Consider the following 25,130-nt stretch of genomic DNA (forward strand, 5'->3'; position numbering starts at 1 on the left):
GTGTTCTTCCGGGGCGACAAACAAAAAACGATAACGATGACCTTGGAAGGCGCCTTGGGCCCCAATGGTCGCCTTGACGAAGCCGACGCCATTCCGATGGCGGCGCCCGAAGCGGTCTGTGTGGACGGCGCCGGCCAGCTCTTGGCCTCGTCGGGTTCGAACGTGTTTCGGATTCAGCAATGGGGCATGAAGCCCGAACTCTGGGGAAGCTTTGACGCCCCGGTGTCGGCGCTCGCCGCAAGCGGGGGTGGGCGCATCGCGATCGGTCTTTCGGGGGGGCGGATCGTCGTGCGCGATGCGGCCGGCGAATCCTTGGCCGGCTGGACGCCGACGTCCAGTCCGCGCGCGGTCGCCGATTGTCTCTTTCTGTCCGAGGACGAGCTGGTTGTCGTCGATCACGGCTACCGGCCGGACGAGCCGCTTCTTTCGATTGCGCCTTGGGATTCGGCGGCGCGGGGCCAATTGATCGAAATAAGCCGATCCGGCGAGACGCGGGTCATCGCGACGGGACTGCATTGTCCGATGGGCGTCGCCGTCGGGCCCAACGGCGCGCTGGTGGTGACCGAATTGGAACGCGCGCGGGTCGTCGAAGCGTCGGGTCGGGTGTTGCAGGCGGGGTATCCGGCCTATCTCGGTCGGATCCGCAGGATCGACAACGGATATGCGATCGCTTGCTTGTCGCGGCGCGATGCGCTGATCGAGTTTCTCAAGACAGAGCCCGAGTTCGTGGCGAGGATGAAGGCCAGAATCGAACCCAAGCACTGGATATCGCCACGCGTGGTTCCAGAATTCAGTCATGATTTCCCAATCGAACTCGGAGCGACCCGCCTGTTCGGGGAAATTAAGCCTTGGGCGCCGTCATTCTCCTACGGGCTGCTGATCGAGACGGACTTCGCCATGATGCCGGTCAGCGCGGCTCATTCGCGCGCAAACGGCGTCCGTCATGCCATTTCCGATGTCGTCTCCTGGAACGGAGCCCTGATTGCCGTAAGCCGCGGCAGCGGCGCGATCCTGAAACTCGACTCCGCGGGACATGCGATATGAGCCGTAGTCCGATCGTTCGCCTGGAAGGCATCACCAAGCGCTACAGCGGCATACCCGTACTCGAAAACGCGAATTTCGACCTGTACCCGGGCGAGATTCACGCTCTTGTCGGGGAGAACGGCGCAGGCAAGTCCACGCTATGCAAAGTGATCGCGGGCGTCATCTTGCCCTCGGAAGGCCGTCTGTTCATCGACGAGCGGGAAGTCCATTTGACCGCGCCGAAAGACGCGGCCCCCTATGGCGTTTCGATGGTGTATCAAGAATCCAGCCTCGTTCCGCAGTTGACCGCGGCGCAGAACATGGTTCTCGGGCGCGAGCGCGTATTCAATTCCGTCCGGGGAACGCGAAACGCGGCGCGACAAGTGCTTCAGCGCCTCAACTTCAATGTTGAACCATCGCAATTGGCCGGCTCGCTGTCCGCCGCCAAACGCCAGATGGTCGAGATCGCGCGAGCCGTGCTCAATGACGCTCGGATCATCATTCTCGACGAACCGACCGCCACCTTGACGCCCGAAGAGGCGGATCACCTGTTCGAATTCATGCGGACGCTGCAAAAGGCCGGCGTGGCGATGATCTTCATCTCGCACGCGCTGGAAGAGGCCTTGATGTACGCCGATCGCATCACGGTTCTCCGCAACGGCCGATTGATGAAGACCGGGCTGGCGAGCGAGTTTGACCGCGACAGTCTCATTCACCACATGATCGGCGAAGAACTCAAAGCGCGTCAGCCGGCGCCCCGCAGGGTCCGCGCGGCCCGATCCGCGCTCCCCGTGCTCCGCGTGGAAAACATCCGCTGGGGTAGCGTCGTCAATAACATGTCGTTTTCAATATTTCCGGGGGAGATCACGGGCATCGCCGGGCTTATCGGCTCGGGGCGCAGCGAGGTCGCCAAAGTCATCATGGGACACACCAAACGCAACTTTGGCGGCGGCAAAATCTGGCTGGAGGGGCGCGAGATCCGATATCGCGTGCCCTCGCAGGCGGTGGAGGCCGGAATCGCCTATGTCACCGAGGACCGCAAGCTCGAGGGCCTCTTCGACATGATGACGGTGCAGGACAATATCGGGCTCGGATGGCTGGCGAAATTCGCGCGAAGCGCCGTTGTCGCCCCGTTTGCGAAGATGCGCGCGATCTCGAGCGAGTGGGAAGACCGTCTCTCGATCCGTCGCGTCAGCAACGACCAGAAGGTGCTGTATCTCTCCGGGGGCAACCAGCAGAAGGTCGTCTTCGCCAAGTCTTTGTCGCAGAAGCCGAAGCTCGTGATCTTCGACGAGCCCACCAGAGGCGTGGACGTGGGCGCCATCGCCGAAATTCGCGAGATCATCCGCGCCTTCGCCGACAGCGGCGCTGGCGTGATGTTGATTTCGTCCTATCTGCCTGAGATCCTCGACCTCTCCGATCGCATTCTGGTGGCCAAAGGCGGCGCCATCGCCGCGGAATTCGCGCGATCGGAGGCCACCGCCGAGAAGATCCTCGACGCTGCGATTCGTTGATCGGCAAGCAAATTCCACTCCGCTTCGCTGATCGGCGGCGCGCCGAGGACGATTGTGTTCCGTGAAGGAGAGCCCAGAAACATGACCATTCGCTTCGACGGCAGAGTCGCGATTGTCACCGGCTCGGGCGGCGGGCTCGGGCGCTGCCACGCGCTGGGATTGGCGTCGCGCGGCGCGAAGGTGGTGGTCAACGACATCGGCAAGGACGGCGCGGCCTCCGACAGCGCGCTGAAAGTCGTCGATGAGATTCGCGCCGCCGGCGGCGTCGCGATGGCCGACGGCGCCGATGTCGTCAATTTCGAGCAGATCACGGCGATGGTCGCGCGCGCCGAGAAGGAATGGGGCCGGATCGACATCCTGGTCAACAATGCCGGCATCCTGCGCGACAAATCGTTCGCCAAGATGGAGATGAGCGACTTCGATCGCGTCGTTCGCGTGCATCTGACCGGCTCCGCCAATTGCGCCAAGGCGGTGTGGAACGGCATGCGCGAGCGCGGCTATGGCCGCATCGTCTTCACCTCCTCGGCTTCCGGCATTTACGGCAATTTCGGCCAGGCCAATTACGGCGCCGCAAAGGCCGCCATGATCGGGCTGATGAACGTGCTGCATATCGAAGGTGCGAAATACGATATCCGCGTCAACATCCTGGCCCCCACTGCGGCGACCGCGATGACCGACGGTCTGCTGACGCCTGACGAAGCGGCGCTGCTGTCGCCGGAATCGGTGACGCCCGCCGTGCTGTTTCTCGTCGGCGACGGCGCGCCCTCGCGGGTCATCCTCGGCGCCGGCGCCGGCGTCTTCGCCGTGACGCGCATTCAAGAGACGCGAGGCGTCTATCTCGACGAGGCCGAGCGTTCGCCCGATACGATCGCGGCTCGCTGGAACGAGATCGCCCGCGCGGCGACCTACCCGTTAGAGGACGCTTTGTCGCAAACACGGAAATTCGCCGAGCTGGCCAGCCTCGCCAGACGGCAGTCGCCTTCTTGAGGACGTTCTAAGGCGCCGTCGACGCCCGCTCCGGCGGCGCGGTGATCGCGTCGAGGCGCAACGCCACGTGCAATTCCAGCGCGGCAATCGGGTCGTCCCAACCGCCGGTGATTTCACGCAGCGTGTCCAGTCGTTGGCGCACCGTGTTGACGTGAACGCCAAGAAGTTCGGCCGTACGAACGATGTTGTGCTCGCTGTCGATGTAGCACAGCAGCGTCTTCTTGAGCTGGGTCTTCTGCCGCGGATCCCGCTCCTCGATCGGCGAAAGGATCTGCTCCACATATCGCGCTATGCGCGAGGCGTCGCCGACCTCGAACAGCTTGGCGAAGAGATTGACCTGAGAATGTTCGACGAACCGATTGAGGCGGTTCATCTTGCGCAACACGAGAAGCGCCTGTTCGATTTGCGCATAGCGAACGGCGGATTGCGTCAGATCCGAGAACGGATCCGACACGACGCCGCCGATCTCCCATCCTTTCCGGCGGCGCAGCAAAGTCTGAAGCAGAGCGCGGATCGACTTTTCGGGACCGACGGCCAAGTAGGTGTCGTTGACGAGATCAACGAGCAGATTCGTCTTTGCCGCCGCTTCGCGGATCATCGTCGTTTGCTCGGCGCGATCAAGGCCGGACAGCGCGATGAGCGCCAGCATCACGGGCTGATCCGTGGTTATCTTCAGACGGTCGCGGATCGCGGAGATTGTCGAGGCGTCGGGCGGGTTGACGAGAATGAGATGTCGCAGCAGGGTCGATGAAGCGATCAACTGTTCCGTCTCGCGCTTCTCGCTCCACAGCTTCGCGATCGAAAGCGCCACGGTGCTGCGTTCCAGATTGCGGATGTCAATCGGATCGAGTTCCCCCAGGTGACAGATGACGAGGCTCTCGCCGCGCCCGGCGCCGCCATGCAGAGCCATAGCGCGACAGTGCTCGTTACCGACATCGAGCATGACGACCGATTGCCCGCTGTGGCGCGATTTGGAAACGGCGCTGATCAGCAACGACGAATCGATCTTGCCGTCTTTCAGATCCTCGGCCAATTGTCCGCGATAGGCCGTCGACGCAAACCGCTCTCTGACCGAAAAGGCCTCGTCGTATAAAATAATCGCGCCATTGATCTGGTCGGCCATGCCCTGGATGAAGAGCGGCCACTCCGTGCCCTTGGCCAACAGCGAAGTCATTTCGTCATGCGCCGCGGCGGAAACGTCAACCCGATGAATGTAGTCGATCAGCGCGACGCGGTTGCGCTCCGCCTCGGCGAGCGCTTCCGAAAGCATTGTGAAGGCGTGGGCGTTGCGCATGGCGACGCCGGCGTGGAGGGCGAAGGAGCCCAACACGGAAATCTCGCGCCCGGACAGCTTGCGATGATAGCGGTCGGCGATGAACAGAATGCCCTGCAGTTTGTCTTCCGAAAGAATCGGGAAACCGGCGAGAGAGACGATGCTCTCGGCCTTGAAGGCCCGATCAAAGGAATCCGTGTGCCGGAATCGCTGGTCGCCGAGATAATCCTGGGTGTCGAAGAAACTCATCGAACTGACGATGAGACTCACGGCGCCGACGCCGATGTTGGCCGAGAGCTCCCAGGTGGCCGGAGAGATCAGGCCTTCAGCCGCGACCGTCCGCATGATGCTGTGATCTTCATTGAGCCGCGTCAGGTAGGCGACGTTGGCGCCGACAAGGCTGCGCGCACGACTGACGATCGTGCGCAGGAGGTCCTGCAACGCCAAGGTGCTGGCGAGATCGTGGGTCGTTTCGTTCAGCAGGTTGAGACCGCGTTCGGTCACTCGACTTTCGCGGATGACCTGGCCGACGGCGTTCAGATGAAGATGCAGCCGCTCAATGTCATGTCCAATCGAAGCCGAGGGCGACGCCTCTCGCACCGTCTCGATCAATTCGACGATTTCGGAATCGTGCGCGCCGAGCGCCGTCTTTTCGAGGATGGTGGCGATGATTGGAAGAACGTTGCCGGTCACGAAGCAGCCCTCCCGATCCTCTGCAAAGGGACCGAACTCAAGCCGGAGGGGATCCGCCCTGACGCCACATTCATAGACCACGGAAGCGTATCAAGTCGACGTAAAAATTGCTCTTTCGTATGCGAATCCGCTACCCCGGCCGCGCAAAAGGAACCCCGCCGCAAGGCGAGCCAACAGCGTCGCCGCGTCGTCGAGGCGCGCCAAGCCGCCGCCTTTCCGCGGCCGCTGATCGCTTCGGGTCGCCATGGCGTCTCTACTGTCGGCGCTGACCGGCGCGTTCCGGCGGAAGATCGCGTCCAACCCTCCGACAAGAAACGGGGTCAGATTTCTAGCGTCCGCGTTGTCCTTCGCTAAATCGCCGACGAAATCCACGCCAGCCCAGCTTGACGGCAAGGACGAGGCCGACTTCTCGCGGTGACTCCGCTCATTTGCGTCGGTCCGGAACCATCGCTGGTGTGCCTGCAATACACATATTATCCGATTTTGTGGCTCATACTAACATTCACTTTGACGGCCCGACCTACGCTTATTAGCCTCAAGTTCGGTGGCGCAACGCATCCGATCAGAGGGACGAAGCATTGTTGAACGCGGGACTCCTTGGCCTTCCACAGACGGATCAAAGTATATCATGAGAGAAGCGGTTATCGTTTCGACAGCGAGAACGCCAATCGGTCGGGCGTTCAAGGGCGCGTTCAACGCGACGAAGTCGCCGACGCTTCTGGGCCACGCGATCAGAAGCGCCGTGGCGCGCTCGGGCGTCGAAGGCGGCGAGATCGAGGACGTCGTCATCGGCTGCGTTCTGGCCGCCGGCACCGCAGGCAGCAATATCGCGCGTTTCGCCACCATCGCCGCCGGACTTCCGTTGGAGGTTCCAGGACAAACGATCGACCGCCAGTGCTCGTCGGGACTGATGGCGATCGCGACCGCCGCCAAGCAAGTGACCCATGACGGAATGGACGTCGCCGTCGGCGGCGGACACGACAACATCTCCATGGTGCAGAACGCCTACACGGACTGGGTGCGGCGGGAGGCCGACCCGAACGTCATCGCCAAGGCGCGCCACGCCTATATGCCGATGCTCCAGACCGCGGAGTTCGTCGCCGAGAAGTACGGCGTCGCGCGCGAGGCGCAGGACCGATACGCGCTCGAGTCTCAGCGGCGCACGGCGGCCGCGCAAGAGGCGGGCCGGCTCGACGCCGAAATCGTTCCCGTTCGTACGACCATGGAAGTCGTCGACCGAGTCACCGGCGAGAAATCTTTCAAAGAAATCACGCTGACAAAGGACGAAGGGAACAGGCCAGGAACCACATACGAGGCCCTGCGAGATCTGAAGCCGGTCATTGAAGGCGGCGTCGTCACGGCGGGCAACGCGAGCCAACTCTCGGACGGCGCCTCGGCCTGCGTGATCATGGAATCAAAGATTGCGGAGAAACGCGGGCTGCAGCCATTGGGAATCTATCGGGGCATGGCCGTCGCCGGTTGCGCCCCCGAGGAGATGGGCATCGGTCCCGTCTTCGCCGTGCCGAAGCTGCTGGCGCTGCACGGCCTGAAGATCGCGGATATCGGGCTGTGGGAGCTGAACGAGGCGTTTGCCTGCCAGACTATCTATTGCCGCGACCGCCTCGGCATCGATCCGGACATCTACAACGTCGACGGCGGCGCCATCGCGATCGGCCATCCCTACGGCATGTCGGGCGCGCGATTGGTCGGCCACGCTCTGATTGAAGGCAAGCGGCGTGGGGTTCGCCATGTCGTGGTCACGATGTGCATCGGAGGCGGCATGGGCGCCGCCGGATTGTTCGAGGTCGCCTGAGCGGCCCACACAAATGCATTTGAGATTGGGTGAGGAGACAAAGATGGACATCGTGATTGTCGCCGCTGCGCGGACTGCGATCGGCAGCTTCAACGGCGCCTTCGCCGCGGTTCCGGCCCACCAGCTCGGCGAGGCGGCGATTCGAGCGGCGCTGGCGCGGGCGAAGTTGGAGCCTGCGGCGGTCGACGAAGTGATCCTCGGCCAGGTGCTGACCGCCAATCAGGGCCAGAACCCGGCGCGACAGGCGGCCCGCGCCGCCGGCGTGCCCGACGACAAGATCGCGTTCGGCGTCAACCAGGTGTGCGGCTCCGGATTGCGCGCGGTGGCGCTGGCGGCCCAGCAGATCGTGACCGGCGAGAGCGAGATCGTCGTCGCCGGCGGACAGGAGAGCATGAGCCTGTCGCAGCACGCCGCGTATCTTCGCTCGGGCGTCAAGATGGGCGACCTGTCGCTGGTCGACACCATGATCAGGGACGGGCTGTGGGACATCTTCAACGGCTACCACATGGGCGTAACCGCGGAGAACGTCGCCAAAGCCTATCAGATCACCCGCGAGGACCAGGACGCATTGGCGCTGGCCAGCCAGCAAAAGGCGTCGGCGGCGCAGAAGGCCGGGCGCTTCAAGGACGAGATCGTCGCAGTGACGGTGAAGAGCCGCAAGGGCGACGTCGTCGTAGAGAACGATGAGTTCATCCGCCACGACGCCACCGCCGAAGCTCTGGCGAAGCTGCGGCCGGCGTTCATCAAGGACGGCACGGTGACGGCGGGCAACGCCAGCGGCATCAACGACGGCGCCGCGGCGCTGGTGGTGATGAGCGCGGCCGAGGCGGAACGACGCGGACTGCGGCCATTGGCGCGCATCGCCAGCTTCGCCGCCGCCGGCGTCGATCCGGCGTTGATGGGCACGGGACCCATCCCCGCCAGCCGCAAGGCGCTGCAGCGCGCCGGCTGGACGATCGGCGACCTCGACCTGATCGAAGCCAACGAGGCGTTCGCGGCGCAGGCGTGCGCGGTGAACAAGGACCTCGGCTGGGACGCGGCGAAAGTGAATGTGAACGGCGGCGCTGTCGCGCTTGGCCATCCGATCGGCGCCTCGGGCGCGCGGGTGCTGACGACTCTGCTGTTCGAAATGCGGCGCCGCGACGCGAAGAAAGGCCTCGCGACGCTGTGCGTAGGCGGAGGCATGGGCGTGGCCATGTGCGTCGAGCGCTAGGCGGCCGAACGGTCGTTTCGCAAGACGCGAGCCCATCGGAATTGGGAACAAATTCAAGAACGCAATCCAATCGGTCCGGCGCGCCTTAGGGCGGGCGCGCAGGACGCTTTCTTGAGACGGCGCAGCCTCCGGAAACCAACGAAGAGCGAAACCATGCACAAGGCTATAGGGCTAGCGGAAGCGGTCGAGATGATTCCCGACGGCGCGTCGCTGATGATCGGCGGTTTCATGGGTGTCGGTTCGCCGCATCGACTGATCGGCGAATTGTTGCGTCAGGGACGCAAGGACTTGACGGTGATTGGCAACGACGCGGCGCGTCCCGGAGTCGGCATCGGCCGCTTGGTCGACGCCAAAGCGATCAAGCGGATGGTGGCCTCGCACATCGGCACCAACCCCGAGATCGGGCGCCAAATGATCGCCGGCGAAACGATCGTCGAACTGTGCCCGCAAGGGACGCTGGTCGAGCGCATTCGGGCGGGCGGCTACGGTCTGGGCGGCGTCCTGACCACGACCGGCATCGGGACCGTCGTCGCAGAGGGTAAGAGGCAGATCGAGATCGAGGGCAAGATGTTCCTGCTCGAATTGCCGCTGACGGCGGATTTCGCCCTGATCGGAGCGCACCGCGCCGATCACATCGGCAATCTCGAATATGCGCTCACCTCGCGCAATTTTAATCCGATCATGGCCATGGCGGCCGCGACGGTCATCGCGGAAGCGGCGGAAATCGTCCCCGTCGGCGTGATCCCGCCCGACGATGTGGTCACGCCGGCCGTGTTGGTCGACCATTTGGTGGAAAGAGAGAAGCTCAATGGACGCTAAGGAACTCATCGCGCGCCGCATCGCGCTCGAACTCAAGGACGGCGACCTCGTCAACCTCGGCATTGGGTTGCCCGCCATGGTCACCCATTACCTTCCGCCCGGCGTCGACGTGTTCTTTCAGCTGGAGAACGGGCTGATCGGCTTGGCGGCCCTGCCTCACCCAGGTCTGGAGAACTACTTTCTCGGCGACGCGGGCGGCGCCCTCGTCGGCGCTGTGCCGGGCGCTTGCGCCTTCGACAGCGCCTTTTCGTTCGGCCTGATCCGCGGCGGCCATGTCGACCTCACCGTGCTCGGCGGCCTGGAGGTCGACGAGCGCGGCCTGCTCGCCAATTGGGTGGTTCCGGGCAAGATGGTTCCCGGCATGGGCGGCGCCATGGATCTCGTCACCGGATGCAAGCGCGTCATCGTCGCGATGATCCATACCGCCAAGGGCAAGCCGAAGATCCTGAAGCAATGCACGCTGCCGTTGACCTCGGCCCGGCGCATCAGTCTCATCGTCACCGAGCTCGCGGTGATCGAGCCGACCGACGAAGGCCTCGTCGTCCGGGAACTGGCGCCGGGAGTCTCCGTCGACCAGGTCGTGGCGGCGACCGAAGCGAAGCTGATCCTGCCGCCGCAAATCCCGGAGATGAAGCTCGCCGCGTAAATGGAGCCGAAAACGCGGATCCAAGAGCGCCAAAACATCTCGCGCCGGTTCGCGCGCGCGCGTGAGCCGGCGCAGGAGTCTGGCGCAATTTTGGCGCGCGGCAATTCGCGCCTTGCCGATCCGTTTCGCGCCAAACCAATCGCGCCTCACGCAGCTGCGTATCCGGCGCTTGACGAACTCGAGTTTGGCGATCGGGCGCTCGACGTCTCGGTCTAGCCAAAGTTCCGCGATCCCGGCGAGCGGCGGTGGTCGGCCGAAGCGCCTGCGCGTCGGCTGTCGGCGAAACGACAACGCCTTCTGCTAATAGACCGCCGCGAACATCACCGATTCCGACGTCGCTTCGCCGGGCGAAAGCTCCTCGACGATGCGGCCTTGTCGCGAGACGAGAATTCGGTCAGACAAGCTCAGGATCTCCGGCAAGTAGGACGATATAACGATCACGGCGAGGCCGTCGTCGGCGAGCGTGGCGATCAGATTGTGGATCTCGGCAATGGCGCCGACGTCGACGCCACGCGTCGGCTCGTCGAATATGACCAGCTTGGGCTTCTGGACCAGCGCCTTGGCGATCACTACCTTCTGTTGATTGCCGCCGGAAAGCTCGACGACCCGAGCGTCGCTGTTCAGCGTCCTGACGTTGATCTTCTTCGACCAGCTGGCGGCGAGTTCGCGCATCTCGCTCATGTTCGTCACAAATCCGTGCGACTCGCGGCTCGAAATTTGTCCGATATAGATATTTTCCGCCACCGACATCGTCTCGAAGAGGCCCTCGCTCTTGCGGTCTTCGGTGACATAGACGACGCCGTCGCCGACCGCCTGGCGCGGCGTCCGGTAGCGCACGGGGCTGCCGCCGAGGCGCACGTCGCCGCCGTGAAAGAAGTCGCGCTTGGCGACGCCGGCGATGATCTTGGCCGTCTCCGTGCGTCCAGAGCCCACCAGGCCGAAGATGCCGGTGATCTGCCCGGCAAAGATCGAGAACGACGTATTCCGCACGACATTCTGCATCGACAGATTCTGCACGCTGAGGATCTTTTCTCCGGCGCGTCGCACCGCGCGGCCATCGGCCGCGCGACCATAGAGCTCGTCGCTCAGCGATCGGCCGACCATGTGGCGGATGATCGTCTCGCGGGAAAACGTCTTGGCGTCGCCGGTGATGACATGGGCGCCGTCCCTGAGAATGGTGATCCGATCGGAGATTTCGAGCGCTTCCTCCAATGCGTGACTGATGAAGATGACCGAAACCCGTTCCTTGCGCAGACGATCGATCAAGGCGAACAGATAGTGCTTTTCCTCCGGGGTCAAAGTGGCGGTCGGCTCGTCGAAGATGATGATTTTCGCCTTGAGGCGAACCGCGCGCGCGATCTCGACCATCTGCCGCTTCGCGGTGCCGAGCGACTGGACGACCGCCGTCGGATCGACGGGAAAGTTCAGCGACTGGAACAGTTGCTGGGCCTCGATATAGGTTCCCCGCAGGCGGTTGAAGAACTTCTCGTCGCCCAGATAGAGATTTTGCGCGACCGACAGCGAGGGGACGAGGCTCGTCTCCTGATAGACCATCGCGATCCCGTATCGCCGCGCGTCCGCCGGGCCGGCGATCTGGATCCGCTGGCCCTCGAGGCTGACTTCGCCTCGGGTCGGCGCGACCGCGCCGGAGAGGATCTTGACCAGCGTCGATTTGCCGGCGCCGTTCTCGCCCAACAAGGCGTGCACTTCGCCGCGCCGCAAATCGAAGTCGATGTCTTTCAGCGCGGCGACGCCGCGATATTCCTTGGTGATGTTTCTCATCGCCAGGAGCGGCGTTTCCGCTTGCGGCGCGGCCGTCATGACGCCAATCCCTCGTAAGCGCGCGAGGCGACGACCCCATCGCCCTTGGCGCAGAAAAACAGTCGTCCGTGGAGCGACAGGCAGCTGGTGACGCCATGGCGGCGCCCATTCGCCCGGCTGTGCAGGCTGGCGTTCGGGCGATAGGCGCGATCGAGACGCGCCACCAGCCCATAGGACCAGCTGGGCGACCAGGGCTTCAACAACCCGAACTGCGTGACGCCGCCCTGCTGCGTCGGCTCGAGCGGCGCCCGGCCGGCGCGAAGACAGGGCGCGATCCAATAGTCGGCGTCGACCTCGCCGATCATGCGCCGACGATAGCGGTCCTCGCGCAACACGAATTCGACGAGCTGCCGTCGCGGCGCGAACAGGGCGAGCCAAATCGCATTGTCTGCGTCGCGCGACAGGCGGCTGGGATAGGCGGGAAGGTTTTCCAGCACCGGCTCGCTGCGGTCGCCGCCGCCGGATGAAATTCGCGTCAGCGCGCTGCGCCAGCTTTCCGAAACGACGACCGAATCGGCCTCCTCGAGCAGGCCATAAGGGTAAGCGAGATTTCCCGCCAGTTGCTTGCGCGCGCCGCTGGCGGGGTCGATCCGCCACACGGAGCCGGAGGCGTTCTTCTCCATCAGGTCGCGCTTCCAGGCGGCCGGCCCGTTCGACGCCGATCCATTGGCGACGAGCAGCGCTCCCCCCTGGGCGGGCGCCAGCGCGGTGATGCACGTCAGTTCAGGACTGGCCTCGATTGTCTTTCCGCCATGCTCGGCGCCGACGAAAACGATTCGGCCGTCGCTCAAGCCGACCGCCGCGCCGCCGTCCGGCAATCCAGCCAGCGCGCTGATCTCGACGTCGAAGGTAGCGAGCGGCGCGCCGCGCGGCTCTTCGACGCTGAACAGCGAGCGTTGCGACGAGACGACGACGCCTTGCGACGTGACGGCCAAACAATCGGGCGCCGGCGTCTCGATGATTGGCGGCGCCGAGTCGAGCAGATCGTTGGGACGGAAGGCGCCGTCCATCGGCGGCATGGCGATCGACGCGTCGCCACGCCCAAGCCATCTGTCGACGGCGTTCTTGAACGGGTTCATCGGCGCGCTCCCCAATAGGATCCCGGACCAGTCCATTCGGGATCGGCGTCGGGGAGCTTCACCCGCCCAAGCCGATTGTTGGTGACGCCGCTGACATAGAGATAGCCGCGATGCTCGCGCATCGAATTGATCGCCGTGTGGTTTTTCCCGTGCAGGTCCCACAGCGATTCGAGGACGCGACCGTCGTCGTCAAACCGCGCCACACAGCCGGCGTTGACGTTGGGGAATAGCCACTCGTCGCCGGCCACCCGGAGCGCCATGCGTTTTCTGAAGGCCGGCTCCGTCATCGCCAAATCGTACGCCGGCGTTCGCACGCCTGAGATCGCCACCCAATAGGTCCCGCGGGATCCCCGATTGATGTTGTCGGGAAGTCCAGGAAGGTCGGATATGACGCTCTCGGTCCTTCCTGCCTTCGACCCCTCGAGCCAAAGGCGGCTGACGCTGCAGCCCCAGGTTTCGGCGAACAGCACCGACTTGTTGTCGTGAGCCATGCACATGCCGTTGGCGAACAGAAGATTGCGCACGATCGTCCGCGTGGCGCCCGTCGCGGGATCGTAGCGAATGATCCGGCCGTTGCCGCGCCCTTCCAGCGAGTCGACGACCCATTCCTCGAACCCGTAGCGAATCGTCGCCTCGCTGAAATAGACTTTGCCGTCCGGGGCGATATCGAGATCGTCGGCGAGCCGCATGCGGGAATCGTCGATGACCGACAGCGGCGTGCGATTCGTCTCCGCCGTCAGCTTTTGAATATTGCGCAGCTTGTCGACGCAATAGAGGCCCATGCCCGCGATGCAGACGAGGAGACGGTCATCCTTGTCGAAGGCCATGCCGAGCGGCCGGCCGCCGACATGGGCGAACACTTCATGTCGGGCGTAGTCGGGAGCGAGAAAGCGGACGATGTCGCCTTGCCGCGCACTGGCGTAAATGTTGTCGTTCCTGTCGAGAATGACGTCTTCGGGTCCATCGATCTGGCCCAGACCAATGATCTCAGCGCCGCCGAGGCGGTCGTTCATCGCGTAGGGCGTGGACGCGTCGGGGTCGAAGCGCGGAGCGGGCGGCAAAGCCAGATAGCCCGGCGACACATAGACCTTCGATTGCAGGCTCTTGCGCCATTTGCCCCAACGCACGTCGATGGCGATCGCCAGCAGCAAGACCAGTCCGACCACCATCGCCGACGCGCCGGTCTGAACGCCGAGCCTGACAAGCCCGTTGATCAGGACCGAGACGATGACCGCGCCCATCAGCGCTTTGCCGATCGAGCCACGCCCGCCGCCGAAGCTGTTGCCGCCGAGCAGCGCCGCCGTTGCGACCGTGAGCTCGAGGCCGACGCCGGTGTCGGGACCGACGCCGGAAAGCCGCGCCGCATAGAGCACGCCCGCGAGGCCGGTGAGCATGCCGGAAACGACGTAGGACAGGCACACCGTGCGCCGTACGGGGATGCCGGCGTTGTAGGCCGCGCGGCGCGATCCGCCGACCGCCGCGATGCGCCAGCCGATGCGCAGCCGGGTCATGACGATATGAGCCGCTATCGCGATGACGATCAGAACCACGAGACTGAGAGGCACGCCCAGGACCGACCCGGTCCCGACGAAGTCGAAGAGATCGGAGCTCACGTCGCTCGACGCGATCTGCACCGAGTAGATCTGCAGCAGGAACTCGACGACCGCCCGTATGAGCGTCAACGTGACGAGCGTGGTCAGAAACGCGCGTAGCCGGAGATAGCCGATCAGCAGGCCGTTGATCAGCCCGACGAGCGCCCCCACGCCGATCGTCGCGACAATGGCGGCCTCCGTCGGCCATTTGGCGACGTTGATCAGCGCCAGAGCGGTGAAGTTGGCGAGCGCGAAGTTGGAGCCGACGCTGAGATCGATGCCGCCGGTCAGCATGACGATCGCCATGCCGATCACGATCAATCCAAACTCGCCGATCTGCCGCGAGGTGTCGACGATGCTTCCGAGTGAGAGAAAATTTGGAATCGCCGCGGCCATGTAGGCCGTGACCGCGACGAGAAGGAAGACGGGGATTGCGTTGTCCACCCACTTTCTGCCAAGCAACTCGCCGACGACATGATCAGGGACATATCGATAGCGTAGCCTGGTGACCCACTCGGCAATCATCGCGACGTCTTCCCAATGCACGAAGAAAAGCGCTGAGACGTTTCTTGCGGCTCAGCGCTCTCATGAGCCACCGGAGGGGTTACTTCTCCAGGTTCTTCACGCTCCAGCACAGACCCGGGCGGAGCGTTTCCTTCGTGATCTTGGTGGTCGGGCTGTAGATGACGATCTTCTCCTTGCCGGCCGGCAGCCCGGACTCGAGGATCACCTGGATCACGTCGTTCAAGTCGCGGCCGATGTCCATGACGTGGTAGGCGATCTCTTCCTGGAACACGCCCTTCTCGACATTGTCGCACGCCATCTGCTCGCCGCCGCCGGAGGTGACCAGCGCGATCGACTTGCCGGATTCCTTGATCGCGGCCGCCGCTCCCAGATCCATGACGTCCCAGAACCCGACCACGCCGCACAAATCCGGGTTCTGCTGAATCACGGTCGCGATGACGTTGCGCGCCTTGTTGGCGTCCCAGTCGGCCGCCTGGTTGGCGACGAGCTTGATCTCGGGATGTTTGGCGAGGACGTTCTCGGCCCCTTTCAACATGCCGCTATCCGACCCGGCGGTCGGCTGCCCGACCAATATCGCCACCTTCCCGCTTGTCCCGGCGCCGCAGCGATCGACGATTGCTTGCGTCTCCGCTTCGCCGACGGCGATCCAATCGGCGCCGACATAGGCGTCGGAATTGTAGTTCGACCTCATGCTGACCTGGATGACGTGAATGCCGGCGTCCTCGGCGCGCTTCAGCAGCTTCGCATAAGACTGGACATCGAGATTATGAGCGATGATGACGTCCGGCTTTTCCGTTATCAGGGCCGTGATGGCTTGCGCGCCGACGTCGGCGCTGAGATGCGGGTCGCGGATCTCGAGTTTCATCCCGAGGCGATCGGCTTGCTGTTTCAACGCCGAAGCCCATCCCTCGGTCAGATCGATGCCCATCGTGCTCGGCACGAAGGCGATCGTCTTGCCGTCGAACGTCTTGAAGTAATCGGCGCGTCTCGGGTCATCCATGCCCGCGGCGACGGCGTAACTCGCGATCCCCGACAGCGCCATTGCGATCCCGATTGTCGCGAAGACGTTTCCCTTTTTCATGCCATATCCTCCCTTATTTGGCGGTCCAAGTTCTAGATGTCGCCCTGCTGCGAGATCTGTTCGTCGAGCGGATTGAGAATGCTGTCGATGACGATCGCGGCGAGCAGGATCAAACTGCGGATCACGTTCTGCAGCGTGTATTCGATGTTCATGATGGTCATCCCGTTCAGCAGGATGCCGATCAACAGCGTGCCGACGATCACGTTGCGGATGCCGCCGCGCCCTCCTGAAAAGCCGATGCCGCCAATGACGACGACCAGGACGACGTCGTAGATCAACGATGAGTTCGCGGCGGCGGTGTCCATGCTGGCGACGGCCGTCGCGGTGATGATGCCGGCAAGGAAAGCGACCGACGCCGCAATCGCGTATTGCAGGACGATGACCGGCCGCACGGGCGCGCCCGAAATGCGCGCCGCCGCCGGATTGTCGCCGATCGCGTAGGTGAACCGCCCCGCTTTGGTGAAACGCAGGAAGGCGAAGCCGAGCAAGGCGACGATGGCGAAGAACAGGATCGGCGTCGGCAGGCCGAAAACAAACCCGCCGCCGATCCAGGCGATGCCGGAGGCGCTGGGAGGCATATAGACGACGAAGAGCGGCACGAGGGCCCAGCGAGCGAAGCCGTAGACGAACGAGGCCATGCCCAGAGTCGCAAACAGCGGCGGCATTTCGACGTAGGCAATGAGCACGCCGCTGAGCAGGCCGGCCCCCAAGGCGAACCCATACGCAGTCAGCATGGCGAGCAGGATCGGGACGCCCTGGTTGCCGAGTTGGAGCATCCAAGCGGCCGACATCGCGTAAATCGCGACGATCGCCAGATCGATGCCGCGACCGATCACGAGAATCGCCATCCCGACGCCGAGAATGCCCAGAACGGAGACGCTGCGCACCAAGGTAATAAGATTGCCAGAACTCAGAAATCCGTTCAGGGAGAACGAGAAAACGCAAAACATCGAAATTGCGATTAAGAATACGATCTTCTCTTGCGTCCAGGACACCTTTCTCAACCGCCCGAACATGATTTCCTCAAATCGCTATTCTCAAACGCCGAAGCGCGATTGCGCGGGCGGCGCTCATTTCTTTCTCGTCAAACCAAGCCGCGCCGATGATGTGACGTTACCCCCCTGATCGTGTGACGGCTTGCGCGGCAGCGCATAGCTTTTGCTCGCCAGCGCAGAAATCGCCCTTGCGAATCATGGGGAGAGACGCCTCGCCGGCCGGAAAGGCTTCGGCTCAAGGGCTTTGAGACGCCTGCGCGCAAGGCAAGAGGCCAAGCTCAGAAGGCGCAGAAGTCAGAGGAGCGCGCCGAAGTCGAAGAAAGAGAGCCGTTTGCTCGAAGCCGCCCTCTCCGGCTTGCAAGCGGGGAGTTCATGCCCCCGCGCCCGCCATACGGAGCCGAGACGAAGCGAGTCCGCCGCGTCGTCGCCGTTCCGGTCAGGCGAAGCCTTGGCGCAGCGACGCCGCGCCATTGGCGAAGGAGGCGTCTTTCACGAAAGACCCGACGCGGCGGAAGTCTTCCTCACGTCCGACGGTCGCAGGCCGAATTGCGTGCGAAAGAGATTGCTGAAATGGGACGAGCTATTGAAGCCGATGGAATATGCAATTTCCGTGATCGATTTCGTTTCGTGTTGCGGCGAGGAGAGCAGATCGTAGCTGCGTTGTAGCCGTCGCGTCCGTAGCCATTCGGACGCCGACATGCCCATCGGATGAAACAGCTGATGAAGCGTGCGCAGCGAAATGCCGTTCTTCTTCGCTATGTCGCCCAGCGATAGGTTGGGATCGCTCAAGTGCTCGTCGATGTAATTCCTCACCAGCAGCAAGCGGCCGCTCTGCACGCACGCCTCAGCCGGCGGCCGGCGGTCAGGTTCCGCGCTGATCGCCAGAGCGAGGATATCCATGAACTGTTCGCCGAGCCTGGCTCGGGATTGCGGGTCGAGATTGGCTCCCTCCAACGCCAGCGCGGAGCAGAATTCAACCGCGATTCGGCCAAGACCGCGGCTGAGATTGAGATGCGCGGTGAGCGGCGGCCGCTCCGAAGCGAAGCGGCTCGCAAACGCCTGGCGCGGAAGTTCGACCCAGAACGAACGCAATTTGGTGTCGCAGCGCAGCTCGTAGGGTTCGTTCGCGTCGAAGAGAGCGCCGACGCCGGCGTGCATGGTCATCGAAGACTTGGCCTGGCGGATATTGATGTTGCCGCTTTGCGCCAGCCCCATGTAGTAGCAATCCTTCTCGAGCTGGGCGATGTGCCGGCTTTGGCGCAGCACCGACTGCGGCGAGGACAGCGTGTCGGTAAGGGTCACCTCGCCAAATCGGATCTCACGAACAAATCCGTCATAGGAGCTTTGCGATTCGGCCGCACAATCGACCCGCAAATAGATTTCGCAGATGGCGTCCTGCCAAGCTTGGCGACGTTTGGCGGCCGGAAGAGTCTTGCTGTCGAAAATGGTCTGCATGGCTTCCTCCCAACGCGCCACTCCGAGCGAGCCAGTGGCGTTTTTACGCCTCCTGAGCCATGTCCGTCGCGTCGCCCCGAGGGCCTTCGCGGACTCGCTTGCCGGCGCCGCCGAACGCCGATAAATCAGTAACGTAGCGGCGCTCGCATCCGTCGCGCAGTGCAGACGTAAAGCCTACTATCGGCCCCTGCGAAGGGCAAGAGCGCCCCGCCGCGGGCCCGGATCGACGCGCCTCCCCCCAGCCCTCGATCAGGTCCGGATCGAGCGGGCCGGCCGCATGCAAGCGTTCGGCGCCGGCCGCGATCGCGAGGCGCAATTGCTCGTGAGTTGGCGGGCGCGTGCGGCCTCTGCGGCTTCGCCCCCGCGACGATCGCGGCCTTGCGCCGATGAGACCGAGCGTCTGTCGGCGGGAATGGTCCCCGCCGACAGACAGGAGCCGGAACAATGTCTCAAACCTCGCTTTGCTATGCTGCGCTCGAAAGCTACTTGTCTACAGCGCAGGTGAAATTGCCGGCGTCGTTGGTGTCTCCGTCGCCCTTGTACCACGCGCGTTGCGGATAAGAACAAAGCGGACGTTGCATGGCGACGCCGCTGGCAGGCTTGCCGTCGACATATTTTGTCGCGACGACTTGCGTTGGGGCGACGCCGTCTTCGACCCAATGGATCATGGCGGAAAATATGTCATGACCAGGATCGGTCGATGGCGGGATTCCTCCGGCGACCGACGCAGAGTTGAAGGCGTTCGGACCGGCGCCGCCGCCGCAGTGGGCGACGCCCGGAACCATGAAGAGCCTAGCGAAATTTTGCGCCTCTTGCAGGCCGCCGAATTGTTTGACCAACCCGTTATAGAGGGTCACGGTTTGGAAGGGGACGACCAGCGGGTCCGCCCATCCTTGATAGACGACCAGTTTCCCGCCGCGCGCTTTGAATGCGCTCATGTCGCCGGTCATCGCGCCGTTGACCGACGGCCCAAGCTCAGCGTCGACCTTGGGCATATCCCGATCGAAATCAAAATCGCGCCAGTTCCAGTCGGCCCCGAACACCCACTTGAACAGACCGCCGAACGCGGGCGACCCCGGGGCGTTGGCCGGCGTTTCGATGAAGCCCCAGTTGAAGGGTCCGGCCTCGCTCCCCGGCAGCCATCCGTAATAGAGCGCTTTGCCGGCGCCGCTCATGGGACCGGAATAGAAGGCCTTGGCGGTCTCGACTTCGCCCGAGGTCAGGCACGCGTCCGAATCTGCGCCTTGGCAAGTCAGGCTCGCGGAGTCGAAATCGCAACCGGTGGGATCGGCGATAAACGGATCCGACTTGAGGCCGTTGTTCTTGCCGCCGCAAGCGGCCACAGCGGCCTTGGTCAGCAGCGTCAGCTTGGCGTCGGAGATCTTGTGCCCGGGAAGCAAGTTCGCAGCGCGGTAATCCCACACGGCGGCGGCATGGCCCATGGTCCGATTGACGACGGGCGCTCCGATCAGAATGCCGTCGTAATCGTCGGGATAATATTGCGCTTCAATCAGCCCTTCCTGACCGCCCGTCGAACATCCCGAGTAGTAGGAATGCTTGGGGTCCCCGCCATAAAACGCCTTCTCGATCGCTTTGCCGGCGACCGTCATCACATGCGTCGACAGGAGTCCCCAATCCTTCCATTTCTGTGGGTGGCCGACGAGCGGATCGCCGTTCAAGGGCGTCGCCGGCGCTGTCCCCATATCCGTCGTCGCAGACGCATATCCCCGTTTGACCCCGGCCTCCATCGCCCCGTAGCTGAGGACGAGCAGGCCGCCGAAGCCGCCGTTGCCGTTGCCGTGAAACACGCCCTTCCATTGATCCTTCGGCAGCCACATCTCAACGACGATGTCCGAGTCGGGCGCCGCCTTTACGGAAGCGACCACGCGGCAAAACGCCGGCATGTCTTTTCGCGTCACTTTGTCGGAAGTGGTGAAGTCGCCGGCGGGAATCGATTCCGCGCTCTTGATCGTCGTGTCGGGAAGCTTGAGGTTGGCCAGATCCTCGCATCCCGCGGCCCACGACGGCGCCGACCACAAGGGCGCTGAAAACGCGACTGCGGTTGAAACCAAGAGCTTCATCCGAAATGCGCGGCTGCTTTTGTCCACCATGCCATCCTCCCCTTCAGAGGCGCGCTTAGCGCCGATGCGATTTTCTTTGCGCAGCGCCGACGCGTTGCGTCGCATCCGGTTTGGCGACAAAAAGGGCTGGCGGCAGGATCGAAGTAAATGTTCGTAGCAGCCATACGCTTGGATAACGGATATCGGGGAAACACATAACGTGTGGTCGATGTTTCCGGGCGCGCGCCAATCTGCAGAAGCGACGCCAGACGATCGGCGCGTCCTTGGTTCCGAGCCGACTGAAGAACCGGTTCGGCGCGGCGATGAGCGAGCCGCTGGCTCGATCGCGATCGATGGGCGGGTCATGTTCGCCGTCAGCGGCGGCGGCGCCGACGCGAATGGCGATCGCGCTCGCGCGTCGGCCGCCCGATGTTATCGTGGTCGACGATCCGGCCCCTGACGCGCGCGAGCCGAGCTGCGCCGACCCTGGCCGCGGTCAGACCTCCAGCCATTCCTTGCGGATCGCCGAAGCCTGTTCGAGCGCAGCGGGCGTTCCTTCGTAGACGATCTTGCCGTGACCCATCACGTAGAGCCTCTTGCTGATCTTCAACGCGATCGTTAGCTTTTGCTCCACCAACAGGATGGCGACGCCTCGCCCGGCGATTTCCTCGAGAAACTGGCCGATATGCTCGACCATCTTCGGCGAGAGTCCCTCGGTCGGTTCGTCGATCATGATGAGGTCTGGGTCCCCCATCAGCGTTCGGCACACCGTCAGCATCTGCTGTTCGCCGCCGGAGAGCACCCCGCCCGGCGCGTCGATGCGATCCTCCAGTTGCGGGAACATGCGGAACATGTCGCCCATCGTCCAGCGGCCCCCCGCCTTGCCGGACTTCTCGCCAAGCTGAAGATTTTGCCGAACCGTCAGCGCGGGAAAGATGTCGCGCGTCTCGGGCACGAAGCCGAGCCCCTTGCGCGCCGTCTGATGCGGCCTGCAGCCGGCGATCTCCTCGCCCTTGAAGCGGATCGAGCCTTTGGGCGGCACGTTGCCCATGATCGCCTTGATGGTCGTCGAGCGCCCGACGCCGTTGCGGCCGAGCAGACTGACGATCTCGCCCTCGTGGACGTTGAAGGTGACGCCATGGAGGATATGGCTCTTGCCGTAATAGGCGTGGAGGTCGTCCACTTCGAGCAACGGAGCGCTCATTGTTGGCTCACCTGTCCGAGATAGGCTTCGCGCACCTCGGCGTTCTCACGGATGCGGTCGGGCGTGTCGGTCGCGATGATCTGGCCGTAGACGAGAACGGAAATGCGATCGGCCAGGTTGAACACGACGCTCATGTCGTGCTCGACCATCACCAGCGTCTTGCCTTCGGTCACCTTGCGAATCAGCGCCACGGCCTGTTCCGTTTCGCTGTTGTTCATGCCCGCCGTCGGTTCGTCGAGCATGACGACGTCCGCGCCACCGCCGATCGTCACGCCGATTTCCAGCGCCCGTTGCTCGGCATAGGTCAGCACGCCCGCCGGCACGTCGCGGCGCGCGGTCAGGCCGATCTGCTGCATCAGCCATTGCGAGCGTTCGCGAACGTCGCGCAGCCGATCGATAGACCGCCAAAACGCGTATTTGTGGCCGAGCGACCACAGCGTGGCGCAGCGCAGATTCTCGTAGACCGACAGTTTGGGGAAAATGTTGGTGATCTGGAAGCTGCGCGACAGACCGCGACGGTTGATCTCGAACGGTTGCAGGCCGGTGATGCGTTCGCCGTGCAGGAGCACATCGCCGGAAGTCGGTCGGATGCGCCCGCTCGTCAGGTGAAACAGCGTCGACTTGCCGGCGCCGTTCGGACCGATGATCGCGTGTCGCTCGCCGCTTTCGATGTCGAGCGAGACGCCGCGGATGATCTTCGTGGCGCCGAAGCTCTTGTGCACGTCGACCAGGGAGAGAGCGACGGTCATGCTGGATCTCGCGAATGGAGCCGCTCGTTCACGGCGCCCCAGGCGTCGCCGATGCGCGGCCAGAGCAGTCGAATTGCGACCACCCCGACGCCGAACAGCAGGACTGCGACGATCCAGGGCGGCGCGGTCGCAGCGTCGAGGTTGACGCCGAACAGACGTATCGCCGAGCCCTCGCTTTGCACCAGCTGGAACTGCCGATTGGCCAATTCGATCAGCATGATCGCGCCGACGCAGGCCGCGGCGAACGCCGGCGCCACCAGGGCGTAGGAGGGCGCGAGCCGCCACAGCTGCCCGCGCAGCGCCGCCTGCTGGTGCAGCTTGACCCAGCCGACGACGCCGTCCGGCGCATAGAGCACGACGCCGATGAACATCAGGCCGAAATAGAGCTGCCAGACGCTCGAAACGTCGGACAAGGTGATCTGCAGGAAGGTGACGATCACCGCGCCGACGATCGGCCCGGTGAACGAACTGACGCCGCCGATGTAGGCCATGAACAACGCGAGGCTCGATTGATCCGCGGCGAGTTGCTCGGAGTTCATGATCTCGAAGTTGATCGCGGTCAGTCCTCCGGCGATCCCGGCGAAGAAGGCGGCGAAACAGAACGAGATCATGCGCAGCACGCGCGGCGAATAGCCGACGAATTCCACCCGCTCGGGGTTGTCGCGCACCGCGTTGCACATGCGCCCGAACGGCGTCCGCGTCAGGGCGTACATCGCGACGATGGAAAGGAAGCACCACGCCGCGATGAGATAATAGACCTCGATCTGCGGGCCGAATTTATGTCCGAAGAGGGGCGCCAACGCCGAGCGATTGGTGGTGATCCCCTCTTCGCCGCCGAAGAACGTGCGCAGGATGAACGAACTCGACGACACGAGCTCGCCGATGCCGAGCGAAATCATCGAGAAGACGATCCCGGCCTTCTTGGTCGAAACGAGGCCGAACAGGAAGCCGAAACCGAGCCCGGCCAGCCCGCCGACGAGCGGAATGATCACCACCGGCACGCCGAGCTTGGCGTGGATGACAGCGTTCATCACATGGATGGCGACGAAGCCGCCAAGGCCGTAATAGACCGCGTGCCCGAACGACAGCAGGCCGGTCTGCCCCAACAAGACGTTGTAGGACAGGGCGAAGATGATCATCGTGCCCATGACGCTCATCATCGTCAGCGCCGAGCCCGACACGAAGACATGCGGCGCCACGGCGAACAGCACGGCCATCGCCACCCAAGGCGCAAGAAAACGCACGGCGGAAATCATGTTTCGCGGGTTCCCATAAGCCCGGTCGGCCGCACAATGAGCATCAGAACGAGCAAGACATAGGGAATGATCGGCGCGAGTTCCGCGACGGTCACCTGCCAGAGGTCGCCGAGGAGGGGCGGCGCCGCCGAACCGAATATCCCCGCAAGCGAATAGTTCATCGCCACGGCGAAGGTCTGGACCAAGCCGATCAGCAACGAGGCGACAAAGGCGCCGCCGAGCGACCCGAGACCCCCGACGACGATGACGACGAACAGGATCGGCCCGAGCGAAGCGGCCATGGACGGTTGCGTGACCAGCGCCGGGCCGGCGATGACGCCTGCAAGTCCGGCAAGCCCGGCGCCCGCGCCGAACACCAGCATGAAGATCTTCGGCACGTCGTGGCCGAGCATCGCGACCATGTCAGGATGGGTCAGCGCCGCCTGGATGATGATGCCGACGCGCGTGCGCGTCAGCCCGACGAGCAGCGCGGCGAACATCGCCACCGCCGTCAGCAACATGAACATGCGATAGGCCGGATAGGTGGTGTCAAACAGGCGAAACGCGACGAAATCCAGCGAAGGCGGAACGCGATAATCGACCGGCGATTTTCCCCAGAACATCTGCACGAGTTCTTCGATGACGAACGCCAGGCCGAAGGTGAACAGCAGTTCGGAGACGTGGCCGAGGCGGTGCAGGCGGCGCAGACCGTAGCGCTCGACCAGCGCCCCGACCGCGCCGACGGCGATCGGCGCAATGAAGAACCCCGGCCAGAAGCCGATCCGGCGGCTGATCTCAAAACCGAAATAGGCGCCGACCATGTAGAAGCTGGCGTGGGCGAAGTTGAGCACGCCCATCATGCTGAAGATCAGCGTCAGGCCGCTCGCCATCATGAACAGCAACATGCCGTAGAGCACGCCGTTCAGGGTCGAAAACGTGATGAGTTGCAGCATCGGAGCCCCAAGTCGCGCAGGACGGCGGCGGGCGTCGGCCCGCCGCCGCGTTTTCCTGTTACGGACGCTCCATCTTGCAGGTGGTCGGCAGGACCGTGTCGACCGCCTTGACGGCGCCGATGGTCTTCCAACCCCAGCCAGTCCCTTCTTCGTCGAACTTCGCGCCCGGATCGAGCGGGCCGAAGCTGGCGACGGACAGGTCCGAGAAGAACTGGTGATCGTCCTTGCGGATCCAGGCGTCGCCGCCGTCGAAGGCCTCGGTCTTCATGCCCTCGAGTTGCGCGGCGATGGACTTCGCGTCGTCGGCCTTGGCGAGCGTGATCGCCTTGGCGAGCGTATGCATCGCATTGACGCCGCGCGGATACCAGACGCTCATGCCCTCCTTGGCGCGGAACTCCGT

The 25,130-nt window shown here is 63.7% G+C and carries 20 protein-coding genes and 2 pseudogenes; 8 read left to right on the top strand and 14 right to left on the bottom strand.

Annotated elements, in window-relative coordinates; translation table 11 throughout:
* The 3 genes from ABSF49_RS04305 to ABSF49_RS04315 all read left to right on the top strand — a co-directional run bounded on the left by ABSF49_RS04305 (window position 1) and on the right by ABSF49_RS04315 (window position 3,524).
* Complete coding sequence (locus tag ABSF49_RS04305; RefSeq protein ID WP_424111397.1) at window positions 1–1,044, top strand: NHL repeat-containing protein; 1,044 nt, start codon at window positions 1–3, stop codon at window positions 1,042–1,044.
* Window positions 1,041–2,537 (top strand): sugar ABC transporter ATP-binding protein, encoded by a 1,497-nt coding sequence (locus ABSF49_RS04310; protein WP_424111398.1) that lies wholly within the window; start codon window positions 1,041–1,043, stop codon window positions 2,535–2,537. Before ABSF49_RS04305 ends, ABSF49_RS04310 begins: the two co-directional genes overlap by 4 nt.
* A gap of 81 nt (window positions 2,538–2,618) precedes the next feature.
* Window positions 2,619–3,524, top strand: coding sequence for an SDR family NAD(P)-dependent oxidoreductase (locus tag ABSF49_RS04315; protein ID WP_424111399.1), 906 nt, complete (start codon window positions 2,619–2,621; stop codon window positions 3,522–3,524).
* A 7-nt stretch (window positions 3,525–3,531) separates the two neighbouring features.
* On the opposite strand, the gene ABSF49_RS04320 is transcribed toward ABSF49_RS04315, so the two are convergent.
* Window positions 3,532–4,698: a PucR family transcriptional regulator gene (locus tag ABSF49_RS04320; protein WP_424111417.1), complete on the bottom strand. Its 1,167-nt coding sequence runs from the start codon at window positions 4,696–4,698 to the stop codon at window positions 3,532–3,534.
* Window positions 4,699–4,875: 177 nt separating this feature from the next.
* A pseudogene (locus ABSF49_RS04325) lies at window positions 4,876–5,571 on the bottom strand (GAF domain-containing protein); the annotation flags it as partial.
* Window positions 5,572–6,118: 547 nt separating this feature from the next.
* On the opposite strand from ABSF49_RS04325, the gene ABSF49_RS04330 reads away from it, so the two are divergent.
* The 4 genes from ABSF49_RS04330 (at window position 6,119) to ABSF49_RS04345 (ending at window position 9,981) form a co-directional block, all read left to right on the top strand.
* Window positions 6,119–7,303: an acetyl-CoA C-acyltransferase gene (locus tag ABSF49_RS04330; protein ID WP_424111400.1), complete on the top strand. Its 1,185-nt coding sequence runs from the start codon at window positions 6,119–6,121 to the stop codon at window positions 7,301–7,303.
* A 43-nt stretch (window positions 7,304–7,346) separates the two neighbouring features.
* Window positions 7,347–8,516, top strand: a complete 1,170-nt coding sequence (locus ABSF49_RS04335) for an acetyl-CoA C-acetyltransferase (protein WP_424111401.1) — start codon at window positions 7,347–7,349, stop codon at window positions 8,514–8,516.
* Between the two features lie 153 nt (window positions 8,517–8,669).
* Window positions 8,670–9,335, top strand: a complete 666-nt coding sequence (locus ABSF49_RS04340) for a CoA transferase subunit A (RefSeq protein ID WP_424111402.1) — start codon at window positions 8,670–8,672, stop codon at window positions 9,333–9,335.
* On the top strand, window positions 9,325–9,981 hold the full coding sequence (locus tag ABSF49_RS04345; protein ID WP_424111403.1) for a 3-oxoacid CoA-transferase subunit B: 657 nt from the start codon (window positions 9,325–9,327) through the stop codon (window positions 9,979–9,981). Before ABSF49_RS04340 ends, ABSF49_RS04345 begins: the two co-directional genes overlap by 11 nt.
* Before the next feature lie 300 nt (window positions 9,982–10,281).
* Here ABSF49_RS04345 and ABSF49_RS04350 read toward each other — a convergent pair whose 3' ends face one another.
* From ABSF49_RS04350 to ABSF49_RS04370, 5 genes are all read right to left on the bottom strand, one after another.
* A complete protein-coding gene (locus ABSF49_RS04350; RefSeq protein WP_424111404.1) occupies window positions 10,282–11,802 on the bottom strand; it encodes a sugar ABC transporter ATP-binding protein in 1,521 nt (506 codons plus the stop codon).
* Complete coding sequence (locus ABSF49_RS04355; RefSeq protein ID WP_424111405.1) at window positions 11,799–12,881, bottom strand: NHL repeat-containing protein; 1,083 nt, start codon at window positions 12,879–12,881, stop codon at window positions 11,799–11,801. Before ABSF49_RS04355 ends, ABSF49_RS04350 begins: the two co-directional genes overlap by 4 nt.
* Window positions 12,878–14,917 carry an ABC transporter permease gene (locus ABSF49_RS04360; protein ID WP_424111406.1) on the bottom strand — a complete coding sequence of 680 codons (2,040 nt, stop codon included), beginning with the start codon at window positions 14,915–14,917 and terminating at the stop codon, window positions 12,878–12,880. Before ABSF49_RS04360 ends, ABSF49_RS04355 begins: the two co-directional genes overlap by 4 nt.
* Window positions 14,918–15,077: 160 nt before the next feature.
* Window positions 15,078–16,079 carry a sugar ABC transporter substrate-binding protein gene (locus ABSF49_RS04365; protein WP_424111407.1) on the bottom strand — a complete coding sequence of 334 codons (1,002 nt, stop codon included), beginning with the start codon at window positions 16,077–16,079 and terminating at the stop codon, window positions 15,078–15,080.
* Between the two features lie 32 nt (window positions 16,080–16,111).
* Window positions 16,112–16,927, bottom strand: coding sequence for an ABC transporter permease (locus ABSF49_RS04370; protein ID WP_424111408.1), 816 nt, complete (start codon window positions 16,925–16,927; stop codon window positions 16,112–16,114).
* A 13-nt stretch (window positions 16,928–16,940) separates the two neighbouring features.
* Between ABSF49_RS04370 and ABSF49_RS04375 the strand changes: the two genes are divergently transcribed.
* Window positions 16,941–17,204 (top strand): hypothetical protein, encoded by a 264-nt coding sequence (locus ABSF49_RS04375; protein ID WP_424111409.1) that lies wholly within the window; start codon window positions 16,941–16,943, stop codon window positions 17,202–17,204.
* A 359-nt stretch (window positions 17,205–17,563) separates the two neighbouring features.
* Here ABSF49_RS04375 and ABSF49_RS04380 read toward each other — a convergent pair whose 3' ends face one another.
* The 7 genes and pseudogenes from ABSF49_RS04380 to ABSF49_RS04410 form a co-directional block, all read right to left on the bottom strand.
* Complete coding sequence (locus ABSF49_RS04380; protein WP_424111410.1) at window positions 17,564–18,550, bottom strand: helix-turn-helix domain-containing protein; 987 nt, start codon at window positions 18,548–18,550, stop codon at window positions 17,564–17,566.
* 461 nt (window positions 18,551–19,011) lie between these two features.
* On the bottom strand, window positions 19,012–20,640 hold the full coding sequence (locus ABSF49_RS04385) for a tannase/feruloyl esterase family alpha/beta hydrolase (protein WP_424111411.1): 1,629 nt from the start codon (window positions 20,638–20,640) through the stop codon (window positions 19,012–19,014).
* Window positions 20,641–21,085: 445 nt separating this feature from the next.
* On the bottom strand, window positions 21,086–21,781 hold the full coding sequence (locus ABSF49_RS04390) for an ABC transporter ATP-binding protein (protein ID WP_424111418.1): 696 nt from the start codon (window positions 21,779–21,781) through the stop codon (window positions 21,086–21,088).
* A gap of 8 nt (window positions 21,782–21,789) precedes the next feature.
* Entirely contained in the window at window positions 21,790–22,542 is a 753-nt protein-coding gene (locus ABSF49_RS04395; protein WP_424111412.1) for an ABC transporter ATP-binding protein, read from the bottom strand.
* On the bottom strand, window positions 22,539–23,798 hold the full coding sequence (locus ABSF49_RS04400; RefSeq protein ID WP_424111413.1) for a branched-chain amino acid ABC transporter permease: 1,260 nt from the start codon (window positions 23,796–23,798) through the stop codon (window positions 22,539–22,541). Before ABSF49_RS04400 ends, ABSF49_RS04395 begins: the two co-directional genes overlap by 4 nt.
* Window positions 23,795–24,730, bottom strand: a complete 936-nt coding sequence (locus ABSF49_RS04405; RefSeq protein WP_424111414.1) for a branched-chain amino acid ABC transporter permease — start codon at window positions 24,728–24,730, stop codon at window positions 23,795–23,797. Before ABSF49_RS04405 ends, ABSF49_RS04400 begins: the two co-directional genes overlap by 4 nt.
* Before the next feature lie 58 nt (window positions 24,731–24,788).
* Window positions 24,789–25,130 (bottom strand): annotated as a pseudogene (locus ABSF49_RS04410) (branched-chain amino acid ABC transporter substrate-binding protein); the annotation flags it as partial.

It is taken from the genome of Roseiarcus sp. (assembly GCF_049514155.1).
Lineage (GTDB): Bacteria > Pseudomonadota > Alphaproteobacteria > Rhizobiales > Beijerinckiaceae > Roseiarcus.